At 35.5% G+C, this 15,304-nt stretch carries 9 protein-coding genes; 8 read left to right on the forward strand and 1 reads right to left on the reverse strand.

The annotated features are described in order from the left end of the window. The first annotated feature begins 120 nt into the window (after positions 1-120). The 8 genes from Q7C23_RS20250 to Q7C23_RS20285 all read left to right on the forward strand — a co-directional run bounded on the left by Q7C23_RS20250 (position 121) and on the right by Q7C23_RS20285 (position 14,788). The gene (locus Q7C23_RS20250) at positions 121-2,862 is read left to right on the forward strand and encodes a substrate-binding domain-containing protein (RefSeq protein ID WP_375034201.1); all 2,742 of its coding nucleotides are present in this window, start codon (positions 121-123) and stop codon (positions 2,860-2,862) included. A 227-nt stretch (positions 2,863-3,089) separates the two neighbouring features. Beyond that, a complete protein-coding gene (locus Q7C23_RS20255) occupies positions 3,090-4,448 on the forward strand; it encodes a sugar porter family MFS transporter (RefSeq protein ID WP_375034202.1) in 1,359 nt (452 codons plus the stop codon). After that, on the forward strand, positions 4,411-6,018 hold the full coding sequence (locus tag Q7C23_RS20260) for a glycoside hydrolase family 32 protein (protein ID WP_375034203.1): 1,608 nt from the start codon (positions 4,411-4,413) through the stop codon (positions 6,016-6,018). The genes Q7C23_RS20255 and Q7C23_RS20260 overlap by 38 nt, the downstream gene beginning before the upstream one ends. A gap of 18 nt (positions 6,019-6,036) precedes the next feature. Beyond that, positions 6,037-9,150, forward strand: a complete 3,114-nt coding sequence (locus Q7C23_RS20265; protein ID WP_375034204.1) for a SusC/RagA family TonB-linked outer membrane protein — start codon at positions 6,037-6,039, stop codon at positions 9,148-9,150. A 21-nt stretch (positions 9,151-9,171) separates the two neighbouring features. Further along, on the forward strand, positions 9,172-10,863 hold the full coding sequence (locus Q7C23_RS20270) for a RagB/SusD family nutrient uptake outer membrane protein (RefSeq protein WP_375034205.1): 1,692 nt from the start codon (positions 9,172-9,174) through the stop codon (positions 10,861-10,863). A 20-nt stretch (positions 10,864-10,883) separates the two neighbouring features. Next, positions 10,884-12,281, forward strand: a complete 1,398-nt coding sequence (locus tag Q7C23_RS20275; RefSeq protein WP_375034206.1) for a DUF4960 domain-containing protein — start codon at positions 10,884-10,886, stop codon at positions 12,279-12,281. Positions 12,282-12,302: 21 nt separating this feature from the next. Further along, the gene (locus Q7C23_RS20280) at positions 12,303-13,859 is read left to right on the forward strand and encodes a glycoside hydrolase domain-containing protein (protein WP_375034207.1); all 1,557 of its coding nucleotides are present in this window, start codon (positions 12,303-12,305) and stop codon (positions 13,857-13,859) included. 23 nt (positions 13,860-13,882) lie between these two features. Then, complete coding sequence (locus tag Q7C23_RS20285) at positions 13,883-14,788, forward strand: carbohydrate kinase family protein (RefSeq protein WP_375034208.1); 906 nt, start codon at positions 13,883-13,885, stop codon at positions 14,786-14,788. A 224-nt stretch (positions 14,789-15,012) separates the two neighbouring features. Here Q7C23_RS20285 and Q7C23_RS20290 read toward each other — a convergent pair. After that, the coding region (locus Q7C23_RS20290) for a hypothetical protein (protein WP_375034209.1) at positions 15,013-15,304 on the reverse strand (292 nt) is incomplete at its 5' end.

Genomic DNA, 15,304 nt, shown 5'->3' on the forward strand with positions numbered 1-15,304 from the left:
TTACTTTTTCAAATAGATTTCCTTCTTGCTTGTCATAAAAATAATCCTTCCTAATTATTTTGACAACCGTTATTTCAAGAAGATAGTTTCGAAATTCATTTTCATTAAACTCAAAATCCCATGTGTCAATTTGTAAAATATATTTTGATGCTTTTTTTGGCATCCCTAATTTTAACTTCCTGTAAACAAAAACAAGGAGATAAAATCAAAGTCGGGTTTTCTCAGGCCATGACTACCGACGACTGGCGCAAGCAAATGAATAGCTCTATTAAGATTGAAGCTTCGTTACGACCTGAAGTGGATTTAAAAATTAGTGATGCTAATAACAATATCGGGAAGCAGATTGAAGATATTGAAAGATTCATCTCTAATAAAGTAGATGTTATTATTGTGTCTCCAATTCAATCAAAACCTCTAACCGCAGTAGTAGAAAAATCTATAAAAGCAGGGATTCCGGTTCTTGTTGTGGACAGAAAAATTGATGGGGAAAACTATACCGCCTATCTTGGAGCAGACAATATTGAAATTGGCAGAATTGCTGCCCGATATATTATTTCGCACAGTAAAGGTTCGGGTAAAATTATTGAAATTACGGGAGCAAGCGGCTCATCTCCTGCGTACGAGCGCAAACTTGGGTTTGACCAAATCATTAATGAAAACAAGCGTTTCCAAATTGAAAATACGATTCAGGGTGATTGGGAGGGAGAATCAGTTAAAGAACCACTAAAAGCAATCCTTTTACAAAATCCTGACGTGGAATATATTTTTGCCCACAATGACCGTATGGCTTTAAGCGCCTGGGAAACGGCTAAAACCGTTGGGTTAGAAAATAAAATAAAATTTATTGGAGTTGATGGATTGAATACCGTGAATGGTGGTATAGAATTAGTAAAAAGTGGTGTTTTAGACGGAACGATTTTATATCCGACTGGAGGAAACGAAGCCTTGAAGTTGGCTCTTAAAATGTATAGCAAAGAATCGATTTCTAAAAACAATATCTTAAACACAATTGTTATAGATAACAATAACGCTGAAATTATCGAGAATCAAATGGATAAGGTTGATCAGCAGCAAGCCGTTATCGAATCACAACAAGGAGCAATAAATGTACAGGAAAGAGAATATGCCTCACAGAATAACCTGGTTCGTTTACTTAGTTTTTTCTTAGTGATTATTTTGAGTTTAACCATCTATAGTATTTACTCAACTATTTCCATTTCAAGAAAGAAAAAACAACTCGAGAGAATTAATCAAACCGTAATTGATCAGAATAATGAAATTCAGGAAATGGCTAAAATTGCCCAAAGAAGCAATGAAGCAAAATTGAATTTCTTTACCGGACTTTCGCATGAATTTAAGACGCCCATAACGCTTATTATGAGTTATGTAGAGTCATTAATTGAAAACGAAAAAATTAAAGGTACTGCACTTATTGATGAAGTAAAACTAATACATAAAAATTCAAATCGATTACTTAGATTGATAAATCAATTATTGGATTTTAGAAAAATTGAAGAGCAAAAATTTACCTTAAGAGCTTCAAATACTAAAATCTATGATTTTTCCAATGAAGTAATGACTAATTTTAAAGGTGAAGCTGCCCGTAGAAATATCGATTTTCAGCTTATTTGCAAAAACAAAAACATGGAACTCTTTATCGACAGAGGACTCATGGATAAAGTGTATTTCAATTTGCTTTCCAATGCTTTTAAATTTACTCCCGATAACGGAAAAATTAGTATTTCGATTATAGAAAATCAGGATAATACAGTTAAAATTAGTTTTAAAGATTCCGGAATTGGAATACCGGAAAATGAATTGTCGAATGTTTTTAATCCCTTTTTCAGGGCCTCAAACAATAATAAAAACAGTTCAGGAATTGGGCTTCATCTCTCCAAAGAATTTGTGCTGTTACATCAGGGAACAATCGAACTTAAATCAAAACAGGGAAGTGAATTTGCGATTACTCTACTAAAAGGAAATAGTCATTTACAGCCTTCTGAAATGATTAATAAAGCCGAAAATCTAAACATAACTCCAAATTTAATAACAGATAATTTAGATATAGAAACCGATTTAAATGAAGCAAATGTAGTTTCTGAATCAGAAAAGCATACGCTTTTAGTTATAGAAGACAATGTCGATTTAGTCACATTTTTAAAAGCTAAATTATCCGGTGAATATATAGTCCATACTTCAGACGGAAGCGATGCTATTGAAAAAGCAATGGAAATTGTTCCGGATATTATCATTTGTGACATTAACCTGGTAGACAAAGACGGTTATGAAATTAGCAAAGAATTGAAAAAGGATTTGCGTTCGTCACATATTCCAATCATTATTTTAACAGCTCAAAGCAATAAGGAATCTGTTTTGAAAGGACTGCAAAGTGGCGTAGATCAATATCTTACAAAGCCTTTTAGTCTTTCTATTTTAAAACAATCCATTTCGGGTTTACTTTTCAACAGGGAAAAACTTCGATATTATTATACCAATAATATTTATCGCATTGAGCCTGAGTCTAAATTTGGTAATCAGGAACAGTCCTTTATTACAAAAATGAATGATATTATTAAGGTGAATGTCGAAAATTCTAAATTTTCTGTTGAGGATTTAGCTGATAAACTTGGGGTTTCAAGGGTTCAGTTGTATCGAAAGGTAAAAGCGATTATCGGAATTAATATCAGTGATCATATTAATAATGTAAAATTAGAGAAAGCTGCAGAACTTTTAAAGTCTAATAATATGAATATTTCTGAAATTGCGTACTCACTTGGATTCTCTTCACCAAATTATTTTTCTACAGCTTTTAAGAATAAATTTGGAATTTCACCAAAGGAATACAAATCTTCCAATGGATAATGTTTTAAAATTGATACAAATTAGGTATCAATTTTAAACCTAATGTAACAAAATCGAAACTACACGGTTTTCGTGAATAAATTTTAAACTTTGTAAACCCTTGTAAATAAAGCTTTTTCTGTTTAAATGTCAATACATCAGTATTTGTAGAATTAAATTGTAACATCATTAAAAATAAGTTGTTTTTTTTGCGGATATCTTAGCAACAAGTTTTTAATACATCTACAATGAATAAGATATTGATTTGGTCTGTTACTGCTGCACTGGCAGGTTTTCTATTCGGTTTTGATACCGTAGTTATTTCTGGAGCTGATAAACAATTACAGCTTCTTTGGCATTCGTCCGATGCTTTTCACGGATCTGTTGTTATGGCAATGGCACTTTGGGGAACTGTTGTAGGTGCTATTTTTGGAGGAATTCCAACCAATAAGATAGGGCGTAAAAAAACACTATTCTGGATCGGGATTTTATATTTCATTTCAGCTGTAGGTGCTGCTTTTGCAAATGATCCATTTGTATTTGCTGCTTTCAGATTTATTGGAGGTTTAGGCGTTGGTGCTTCAACTATTGCTGCTCCTGCCTATGTTTCTGAAATTGCTCCTGCTGACAAACGCGGACGCTTAGTAGCTTTATATCAGTTTAATATTGTACTGGGAATTCTAGTTGCCTTTATATCTAACTACTTTTTAAAAGATATTGGAGAAAATGCCTGGCGTTGGATGGTAGGAGTGCAGGCAATTCCATCCTTTATTTATATTCTTTTTATACTTACAATTCCAGAAAGCCCAAGATGGTTATTATCTAAAAACCGTGACGAAGAGGCACGTAAAGTGTTGTTTCAAATAGATCCGTCTGCAAATCTTAAAGATATTATGGATGATTCAAGAGAAAATGGTGTGACCAAACACGAAAACATCTTCATGAAAAAATACCGTTTTCCTTTAATACTGGCTTTTTTAATCGCATTTTTCAATCAGTTTTCGGGGATTAATGCCTTTTTATATTACGCACCAAGAATTTTTGAAGAGGCAGGTTTAGGGCAAAACACAGCCTTATTAAGCAGTATCGGAATCGGGATTACAAATCTTATCTTTACTTTAATCGGAGTAGCATTAATTGACAAATTAGGAAGAAAGTTGTTAATGTACATTGGTTCTATTGGATATATTATTTCTTTAGGATTGGTCTCTGCTTCGTTTTATTTCAATTGGGGAGGATTATCAGTACCTATTTTTCTTTTCTTATTTATCGCCTCTCACGCCATTGGGCAGGGCGCCGTTATCTGGGTTTTTATCTCAGAAATCTTTCCAAATCATATTCGTGCCTCGGGTCAGGCTTTTGGAAGTTCAGTACACTGGGTTTTAGCGGCCATTATTCCCTCTTTAATCCCGATGTTGTTTTCAGAAATAGGTCCAGAAGTCGTATTCTTAATTTTTACATTAATGATGGTGCTGCAGTTACTGTTTGTAATTTTTATAATGCCAGAAACTAAAGGAATATCCTTAGAAGTTTTAAGTGAAAATCTAACCAAGAAAAATATCAAAAAAAATGAAATCAAAGAAACATCTACCGCTGGCATTTTATAGTGCTATACTAATATCTATAGCAGGCTGTAAACCATATTCAGCTGTTGCACAAAATACTTCTGTTTCAGTTTCAACTCCTTCAGAAGAAAAAATGTACCGTCCCAATTTTCATTTTACGCCAAAAGAAGGGTGGATGAATGATCCTAACGGAATGTTCTACGCAAACGGTTATTATCATTTATTCTATCAGCATTATCCTGATGGAAATAAATGGGGACCAATGCATTGGGGACACGCAATTAGTAAAGACTTGGTTAAATGGGAAGAGCAGCCTATTGCTATTTATCCCGACAACGATAAGTATATTTTTTCGGGAAGTGCTGTTGTAGATACAAAAAATTCTTCAGGTTTAGGCACTGGTAAAACGGCTCCTATTGTGGCGATTTATACGCTGCATGATATGACCAAAGAAAAAGAAAATAAAATAGATGTTGAACAGCAGGATATTGCGTATTCGAATGACAATGGTTTTACATGGCAGAAATTTAAGGAAGGAAATCCTGTCGTGAAAAATCCTGGAATTCGTGATTTTCGTGACCCAAAAGCGACCTGGGATGAAACGCATAAACAATGGATATTGGTTTTAGCTGCTCAGGATCGATCTCAGTTTTACAAATCAAGAGATTTAAAAAATTGGGAGTACTTGTCTGATTTTGGAAAAAATATCGGAGCTCACGGAGGTGTTTGGGAATGCCCCGATTTCTTTGAGATAAAAGTGCAAGGCACAAGTGAAACCAAATGGGTTTTAATTCAGAGTTTAAATCCGGGCGGAGCCAACGGAGGTTCCGGAACACAATATTTTATTGGAGATTTTGATGGGACAACCTTTACGCTAGATTCCAATTTTGCAAAAAGAGTAGAAAAAGAAAAAGCCGTTTGGATTGATTACGGAAAAGATAATTATGCCGGTGTAACCTGGAATAATGTTCCGAGCGCTGACGGGAGACGATTGTTTATTGGATGGATGTCCAACTGGGATTATGCACAACAAGTACCAACTAATACATGGAGAAGTGCTACTACAATTGCCCGAGAAATTCAGTTAATTAAAAATGGAACTGACTATAGTCTGATTAGCAATCCGGTAAAAGAAATCAATAAATATGTTTCTAAAACAATTAAAGGAAAAAATCTAAATGGAAAAGGAAAGCTTTCAATTTTAGAACCAGGAAAAATTGATTTAACCCAGGCCATTGTCAATTTTAATTTAAAAAACTTAAAACAGGATACTTATACGATTTCGCTTTCAAACGCAGCGGGAGAAGTGTTGACTTTCGGATTAAATAATTCAGATCATTATTTATTTCTGGATCGTTCGAAGGCAGGGAAAAACGATTTCTCAGACAAATTCGCTTCCACAATTACCAAAGCGGCTTTAGATGGAAATCAAAAAGAAGGTGCTTTTAAAATCATTTTAGACAAAACATCCATTGAGATATTTTACAACAATGGCGAAAAAGTAATTACTGAAATCTTTTTCACAAACCAGCCATTTACTTCCCTGTCGGTTTCTTCAAATGAAGGAGTTGAATTGAGCAACCTCGTAATTAACCAATTAAATATAAACTAACTAAAAACCACTAACCTCATGAAAAGTAAAATTATTTATTTTCTATTTTTCTTCTTTCCAATGCTGATTTTGACAGCACAGGAAAGCGGAATTAAAGGAACCGTAATTTCGTCCGACGACGGAATGCCGCTTCCGGGAGCTACTGTACTTATTTCGGGTACAAAAACCAGTACAGTTACTGATTTTGATGGAAATTTTTCTTTCGGAAATATTAATTCAGATGCCGTAATTGTTATTTCTTTTATCGGATACGCACCACAATCAATTCCCGTAAAAGGACAAAAAACACTAAATGTAATATTAAAAGTAGACAACAATCAACTAAATGAAGTGGTTGTAACTGGATATTCAAAACAAAAGAAAACAGATATTACCGGAGCAGTTGCGGTTGTAAACATGAAGGAAGTCATGAAACAACCAGAACCAAACCCAATTAAAGCGTTACAGGGAAGAGTGGCAGGGGTGAAAGTTTCCTCTGACGGATCTCCGAGTGGAGGAAATACAAAAGTGGTAATTCGTGGTGTAGGAACGTTAAACAACACCGATCCTCTTTATGTAATTGACGGAATGCCGACTAAATCAGGAATGCACGAATTAAATCCAAATGATATTGAAACTATTCAGGTTTTAAAAGATGCTTCTTCGGCAAGTATTTATGGTTCCCGCGCTTCAAATGGAGTAATTATCATCACTACCAAGAAAGGGAAAGAAGGTAAAATGAGAATCAATTTTAGTACATACACTTCTACTTCTGATTATTCAAGAAAGCTGGAAGTGCTAAATGCAAATCAATTTGGTCAGGCTTTATGGCAGGCGAATATCAATGATGGATTAAATCCTAACAACAATAACCTGCGTTACCAATTTGATTGGGAAGTGAACAATAATAAACCACAGTTAAACAAAGTTTTGGTTCCTGAATATTTAGATGCAGATCAAACCCTGAAAGCATCCAATACAGATTGGTACGATGCCATTTCGCAAACAGGAATTGCTGAATCTTATGATTTATCTGTTTCAAATGCATCAGAAAGAGGGAACTATGTTTTTTCTTTGGGATATTATGGAAGTGAAGGTGTTGTGAAAACAACCGACTTTGAAAGAATCTCTGCCAGAATGAATGGTTCCTATAAATATTTTGATGGTAAACTGGTTATTGGAGAAAACTTTAGTTTCAATCGTACCAATGAAGTTACTGATCCTGGAGTTTTAGATCCGGCACTCCGTGCATTGCCGATTATTCCGGTACATACGGTTGACGGAAAAGGCTGGGGCGGACCAGTGGGCGGAATGAATGACAGACAAAACCCTGTTCGTCTTTTAGAATATAATAAAGACAATAACTATGATTATTTACGTCTTTTCGGAAATATGTATGCCGATTTAGAAATTATCAAAAATCTTCATATTAAAAGCAGTTTTGGTATTGATTATGGATTTTATAAAAAACGTACTCTTCAAAGAAGTTATAAGTCTGGGTATTTACAAAACGATCAGACATCTGTGACTATTGATGAGTCAGTAAGTGATAAATGGACATGGACCAATACAGCAATTTACAGCCTGAATTTCGGAAAAAGCAATCTGAATTTAATGGCAGGAACTGAGATGTATAAAGACGTTTTTGACAACACAACTTTGCGTAAAAATGACTTTTTGATTGAAACTCCTGATTATATGTATCCAGATGCAGGAACAGGAGAATCATTTACAAGCGGAACTTCAACAGTATATTCATTGCTTTCGTATTTTGGAAAAGCGGACTATGAGTTTGACAATCGTTATTTGCTTTCAGCTACAATTCGTCGTGATGGTTCTTCGCGTTTTGGTAAAAACAATCAGTTCGGAACTTTTCCAGCCGTTTCTGCAGGATGGAGAATTAGCAATGAAAACTTCATTAAAAATAATGCACCTGTCTTTTCTGACTTAAAATTACGTGCAGGCTGGGGGCAGACCGGAAATCAGGAAATCAGTAATACTGCCGTTTACAGTTTGTATTTGGCTAGTTATGCAGGTGGAAGTCCAACCTGGGCAACTTCTTACGGAACTGCTTATGACATTGCAGGAAACGGAAACGGATTACTTCCTTCTGGTTTTATCGCAACGCAATCTGGAAATGATGATTTAAAATGGGAAACCACTACGCAAACCAACATTGGTTTAGATTTCGGATTATTCAAACAAAAATTAAGCGGTTCTGTTGATTATTATATCAAGAAAACCGAAGACATCCTGGTTTTACCTCCTTATTTAGGAGTAATTGGTGAAGGTGGAAATCGTTGGGTAAATGGAGCATCAATGGAAAACGAAGGATGGGAAGTTTCTTTAGGATATCACGATGAAACATCATTTGGATTGAAATATGATATCTCTGGAAATATTTCGGCAAACAAAAATAAAATCACACAATTACCTGATGAGGTAAAAAATAATTATGGAGGAGACGGATTAAATGATAATATTTTAGGTCGCCCGATTAACTCTATGTATGGTTATGTTACCGATGGATTATTTAAAAGTCAGGACGAAGTTGATAACTCGGCCAATCAGGAAGGAAAAGGCCTGGGGAGAATTCGTTATAAAGATTTAAACGGAGACGGAACCATAACAGATAAAGATCGTACCTGGATTGGAAATCCAAACCCGGGTCTATTGTATGGATTTAATTTAGGACTAGGATATAAAAATTGGGATTTTACCACTTTCTGGGAAGGAGCAAGTGATGTTGATGTAATTAATAATTCCAAATACCAGACTGATTTCTGGAGTGTGGATGATGTAGGTTCAAACAAAGGAACCCGCTTGCTTAACGCCTGGTCTTTGGATAATCCAAATTCTACTATTCCGGCTTTAACCACAGTTGATAGAAATGCAGAATCGAGATTTTCAACTTATTATGTAGAAAACGGAAACTATCTTAAACTGCGTGTTCTGCAATTTGGATACAGCCTACCAAAAGATTTATTGAAAAAAATGAATTTTGAAAGTTTCAGATTGTATGTCAGTGGACAAAATTTACTGATTATTGATGCTAAAAGTTTTACTGGTGTAGACCCTGAAAATGCTGCAAATGCAGTATCTGGATACCCGCAGCCAACGACTTTTACAGTGGGGCTTAATTTTACTTTATAATAAAAGATTAAATAAAAAAACATGAAAAAATTACTATATATAACAGGGTTTTTAGTACTGGGGCTATTTGCTTCCTGCTCCGATTTTCTGGAAAATGATCCCCGTGGCGTGTTGTCTGAAGAAGATATTGTAACTCCGGAATCAGTAGAAGGATTTATGAATGCAGCTTATGCGCAGTTAGGAAATGATCATTATGATTCGCCTTATAGTTTATGGCCATTTGGAAATGTACGTTCTGATGATGCTTACAAAGGCGGAAGTGGAACTAATGATATTCAGGATTTTCACTTTTTTGAAGTTTCGAATAATATCAGACCAGATTTTGGTGAATTAGATTCTTTTTGGTACATCAGTTATGTTGGGGTTTCCAGAGCTAATAAAGCTTTGAAAGCATTAGAACAAATTTCTGAAGCAGATTATCCGCTAAAGAAAACCCGTATGGCCGAGATGCGTTTTTTAAGAGGGCATTTCTATTTTATGCTGAAAATTATGTTCCGAAATGTTCCTTATATCACAGAGGATATTCCGGTAGAAGATTATAAAACGATTTCGAACAAAGCACTTTCAAACGAAGAACTTTGGAATAAAATTGCTGAAGATTTTCAGACTGCCGCTGATGGTTTGCCAGAAACGCAGCCACAAGTGGGTCGCGCTACTAAAAAAGCAGCCTACGCTTATTTGGCAAAAACCCGTCTGTATCAGGCATACACACAAGACGAAACTTATAAAGTTACAGGAACCAATGCACAGCATTTACAGGAAGTAATTGCAGCAACAGACAATGTAATAGGAAAAGCAAGCTTAGAGCCTGATTTTGCAAATAACTTTTTACCGGGAACATATGAAAACGGAGCGGAATCTATTTTCTCAATTCAATTTTCAGACAATGACGGAACTTTATATGGGAGATTAAATTTTTCAGATGTCCTGTCAACTCCTCAAGGATTGGGATGCTGCGATTTTCATAAACCAAGTCAAAATTTAGTAAATGCCTTTAAAACGGGTACAAATGGTTTACCAGAATTTGACACCTATAACAATCAGGATTTTGATTATAAAAATATCGATGCAAATACAGTTGATCCAAGATTGTATCACACCGTTGCGATGCCTGGTTTACCTTATAAGTATGATCCTGAATTTTTATACGTTGAGGCTTGGGTAAGATCTCCTGGCACGTATGGCTATTTTGCTTCATTAAAAGAAAACGTGGCGCCAAGCTGCAGTTGTGTAGTGAATATTGATCCTTTTTACGGGAATTCAAAAAACAGAATCCAGATTCGTTATGCTGATGTGATTTTAATGCGTGCCGAAGCTTTGATTGAATTAGGAAGACAAGCAGAAGCTCTACCATTAATCAATCAAATTAGAGAAAGAGCTGCTCAAAGTACGGGAAGACTTCCGTATGTGAACAACTTTAAAATCAATACTTATGTTGACGGAGTGAATTGCAACTGGACACAGGATTTTGCCCGTAAGGCTATGCGCTTTGAACGTCGTTTAGAATTGGCTATGGAAGGAAGCCGTTTCTTTGATTTAGTTCGTTGGGGAGTGACAGATCAGGTATTGAATGATTTTTATGCAGGAGAAAAAACAAAACGTACCTATTATCAGGATGCCTTTTTTGATGAAGGTAAAGAAGAGTATTGCCCAATCCCGTTGAAACAAATTAATTTCAGTCAGGGATTATACAAACAAAATCCTGGTTATTAATCTATTTTAAGAACATTCACATGAGAAAATTTATATATAAAAATTGGACAAAAGTGTCTTTCTTTCTGGCAGTAGTTTTTACAATTACTGCCTGCGAAAACAGTTTTGAGAGTGGCGGTTTTGATGTCAATTCACCTTCTAATGTTACTTCTTTTAAAATAAATGGAGTAGCTGGTAAAATTGATCAGAAAACAGGAAATATTAATCTTACGATGCCTTATGGATCTGACATTACAGCGGTAAAACCTGAAATAGTCCTACAAGCCGGAGCAACATCAAATCTTGATGTAACAGCGCCAGTCAATTTTACAAATCCGGTAAAGTTTAGAGTTGTAAATGGTAATTTATTTAAAGACTATACCGTAACGACGGTAGTTTTAAGTCCAATTAAAAGTTTTACCATAAATGGAACTGCGGCGACTGTAAACGATGTTAGCAAAACCATTACCATGACGCTGCCAGAAGGAACCAATTTGACGGCCTTGAAGCCAATTATTGAATTAACAGAAGGTGTTTCCATTTCGCCTGCATCTGGTCAGACAATTGATTTTACAAACCCAGTGACTTTTGTAATAACCTCTAATGGAAAAAGCGTGAATTATACTGCTAATGTGGGAGTTCCGGTAACTGGTTTAGTTGTTGCTTTCTTAGGAACCGCTGCAACGAGAGCTGAAATTACAAATATGGATGAAATTGCGGCTGCCGATTGGTTCTTTTCTACTTTTAGCGGAGCGAAATATATTTCATTTAACAGCGTTGAAAGCGGTGCGGATTTAAGCGATGTTGATGTAATCTGGTGGCATTTTGATTCAGCAGCCAATTTACCAGCAATTGTCTACAAACCTGCTGTCACAACAGCTTTAAAGAACTTCAGATCTAACGGAGGGAATTTACTTTTGACCTCTTTTGCCTCTCAATATGTAGATGCTTTGGGAATTGTTCCTTCAGGAAAAGGACCGAATAATGTTTTTGGAGATTTTCCTCCAAACGGATTTGTAGATGCAAATTCCTGGGGAATGTCATTTGTTGGTCATGAGGGCCATCCAATTTTCGAGGGATTAGCAACTTATGAAACAGGGAAAGCCAATCTACTCCAAGGCGGAACTTTCCGTTTAAATCATACAGCTTGGTGGTTTTTGCCAGAATGGGGAGGTTATGGTAATGGTGAAGGCTGGAGAAGCCAAACAGGAGGAACCAATTTAGCGAGTGAGGCCTGGGACAATAATCTTGACGGAAGAGTAACTATAGCAGAGTTTCCAAATACTGCAACTAATAAAAATGTGGTCGTAATTTCGATGGGTGCTTATGATTGGTACAATGAAGCCAATAGCAGCGGTGTACCAAGTCAGGCTAACGAATTTATAAACAATATCAAGATTTTGACACAAAACAGTATCAATTATTTAGCTAAAAAGTAATCTATCTTGAAATCAACAAAAATGAAATATAGAAATATAATAACAATCGCTTCCATTTTCTTTTCGCTTGTTTCGTGCAGTCAGGACGATACGTATGTGGGAGGTTCTATTTCAGGAGGAAATTCTGAGATAACAAGCATTTTTCCTGTTCCGCCATCACAATGGATGGGCGCAAATGACCCATATTACAGTGCGGGTTATACAGGTGATATTATGCCATTTTTTGATAATGGAAAATTTCACATTTATTTCCTTCATGATGCGCAAAATAAACCTGCAGGAAAAGGTTTCCACGATATTCATGAATACTTAAGCACCGATTTGGCTCATTTTACCTACGAAGGACAAATGATTCCATACGGAAAAACAACAGATCCTGATTTTGCCATTGGCACAGGATCAGTTGTAAAAGTGGGTAATCTTTATTACTTTTATTATACAGGACACAATGAAACTCCGGCTTTTATACAATCCAATGCCAGAGAAAGCGTTTTATGCGCCACAAGTTCTGATTTGAAAAATTGGACAAAAGTCCCTTCTTTTAAAATTACAGCACCGGCCGGATATTATAATTATGATTTCAGGGATCCGCATGTGTTTTATAATGATGAGTTAAAAAAGTATTCAATGTTGGTGAGCACACAAACGGAGCCGGGAAGAAAAGCAGTTTTATTGCATTTTACAAGTGCGGATCCTGCGTCAGGAAAATGGGATGTTCAGGCTCCCATTTATACGACAACACCTCAGGAGAATTATTTAATGATGGAATGTGCTGATATCTTTAAAATGGGCAATTATTGGTATTTGTTTTTCTCTGAAAATTGGAGTGGTAATAGAGGAACACATTACAGAATGGCAACCTCTATCAACGGACCTTGGACAACACCAGAAAATGACATGATCGACGGAGAATATTTTTATGCCGGTAAAACAGCTTCTGACGGAAATAAAAGATATGTTTTTGGATGGAATGCCCGTAAAACCCCTGAAAATGATCTTGGAAATAAAGATTGGGCAGGCAATATGGTCATCCATGAATTGGTTCAAAATGGTGATGGAACTCTGGGGGCACATGCACCGCAATCAGTTAAAGATTTATTTTCTAAAAAGAGCCGTACAGCTGAGGTTGATATAATCACGGCAAATGTGACAACAAATAATGGAAGTTATAGTTTATCGGGTGAAGCAGAAAAAGCAATGGTAACTTTTAAATCCGCAGGTAAGAAAGCCAGAATAAAAGCAGAAGTCACTTTATCAAATAATGCCGGAACAACAGGATTTGTTTTTCATACCAATGATAGCGGAAGTTATTATAAGATTGTTTTCGATATAGCAAAAGGTAAAATAATAGGTTATAATTCTATTTCACAAGAGGTAACCCGCATGCCATTTCAATTTCAGACAAATACGAAGTATGATGTTGAAATAATTACAGAAGGAAGCGTTGTAGTACTTTACATTAACGGCAAAGCAGCTTTGACGAATCGTGTTTACGGTAGAGAACAAAACAAATGGGGATTAATTGCTGAAGGACAAAATAGTACCTTTTCTAATCTGCAAATTACACAACCAGAATAACATTAATATAAAATAATTTTAGAATGAATAACGGAAAAAACCTTAAGGCAGTGGCCTACGGAGAGGTGCTTTGGGATGTTTTCGACAAAGAGAAAAAGATTGGTGGTGCACCTCTAAATGTAGCATTACGTATGAAAACATTCGGTTGTGAGGTCGCTATGATTAGCTGCGTAGGAAATGATGAAGACGGAGAAGCAATTATCAATCAGGTAAAAAGCTTAGGACTGGAAACAGATACTATTGTTAAATCAGAAGATTTTCCTACTGGTTTAGTAAATGTAACATTGAATGAACGTGGTTCGGCAAGTTATGAAATCGCTTATCCTTCAGCTTGGGATAAAATTGAATTGAACGATTTCGCTAAAAAGATAGCTTCCGACGCTGATGTCTTAATTTACGGAAGTTTAGTTTGTAGAGATAAGATATCAAGAGCGTCTTTGGAAGAATTGTTGCAAACCCATGCTTATAAGGTTTTTGATGTTAATTTAAGAAAACCTCATTATTCTTATGAAATGCTGGAACAATTAATGCATGCTTCCGATTTTATTAAGTTCAATGATGAAGAGTTATTAGAGATTACAGCAACAATGAAGTCGTCATCTATCAGTTTAGAAGAAAATATGCGTTTTATTTCAGAAAGAACTAAAGTTACCGCAATGTGTGTCACCAGAGGTAAGCACGGTGCTTTGCTAATGTGGGATGGGCAAATTTACGAAAACGGTGGTTATCCTGTTGAAGTTGCTGATACAGTAGGAGCAGGCGATTCATTTTTGGCCGCTTTAATTACTTCCTTACTTACAGGTAAAGAACCTCAATACGCTATTAATTTTGCTTGTGCAGTTGGAGCATTAGTTGCTGAAGCACCAGGAGCTAATCCAGAAATACCGTATTCTAAGATTGAAAATTTAATGTTAAATGTAAAAGTATAGTCTTTCTTTAAAAATGTTTTAAAATTATGCCCTTGAACTGAGAATGTTTAAGGGTTATTTTTTTATTATCTTAATCTAGTATAGATTAACGTCTGATCTATTTTAGAGAGCTAACTTTTCTAGTTCCCAATTATGATGAACAGGAAAAACTAAACTTCAGCTGAAATTTATTGTATATGTATTAATAAGTGTGAATTTCTACTATAATATATAAGAAGGATTCTTTAGAGAAGAATTAGTTTTTTAATCAGAAGCTGTTTCTCGCTGTTCCTTCCAATCTTTTGTAGTTGAACCCCACCAAAAAGGATTTTTCCTAGAGAGTCGTTTTCAAAAGAATTGTTACTACTATATAGTATAAGAAAAAGCAGGAAAAAGCAATTTTTGTATCCTGGTGCGTTTGTGATAAAGAGGAAAAAGGGGTGTAGAAGAATCAAAATCCCAGAAAAGAGCATAATTCGATCTGTTGTAAAGTTCTCAGGAAAGAATGTATTGTGATGTGAAGTCCATAAAGACGGC

This window comes from Flavobacterium sp. LAR06, from assembly GCF_041946075.1.
Classification (GTDB): Bacteria; Bacteroidota; Bacteroidia; order Flavobacteriales; family Flavobacteriaceae; genus Flavobacterium.

Excerpts from the sequence above, each read along its gene's own strand:
- Q7C23_RS20250 (WP_375034201.1), top strand. The coding sequence starts at position 121 with ATGTGTCAATTTGTAAAATATATTTTGATGCTTTTTTTGGCATCCCTA.
- Q7C23_RS20255 (WP_375034202.1), top strand. The coding sequence starts at position 3,090 with ATGAATAAGATATTGATTTGGTCTGTTACTGCTGCACTGGCAGGTTTT.
- Q7C23_RS20260 (WP_375034203.1), top strand. The coding sequence starts at position 4,411 with ATGAAATCAAAGAAACATCTACCGCTGGCATTTTATAGTGCTATACTA.
- Q7C23_RS20265 (WP_375034204.1), top strand. The coding sequence starts at position 6,037 with ATGAAAAGTAAAATTATTTATTTTCTATTTTTCTTCTTTCCAATGCTG.
- Q7C23_RS20270 (WP_375034205.1), top strand. The coding sequence starts at position 9,172 with ATGAAAAAATTACTATATATAACAGGGTTTTTAGTACTGGGGCTATTT.
- Q7C23_RS20275 (WP_375034206.1), top strand. The coding sequence starts at position 10,884 with ATGAGAAAATTTATATATAAAAATTGGACAAAAGTGTCTTTCTTTCTG.
- Q7C23_RS20280 (WP_375034207.1), top strand. The coding sequence starts at position 12,303 with ATGAAATATAGAAATATAATAACAATCGCTTCCATTTTCTTTTCGCTT.
- Q7C23_RS20285 (WP_375034208.1), top strand. The coding sequence starts at position 13,883 with ATGAATAACGGAAAAAACCTTAAGGCAGTGGCCTACGGAGAGGTGCTT.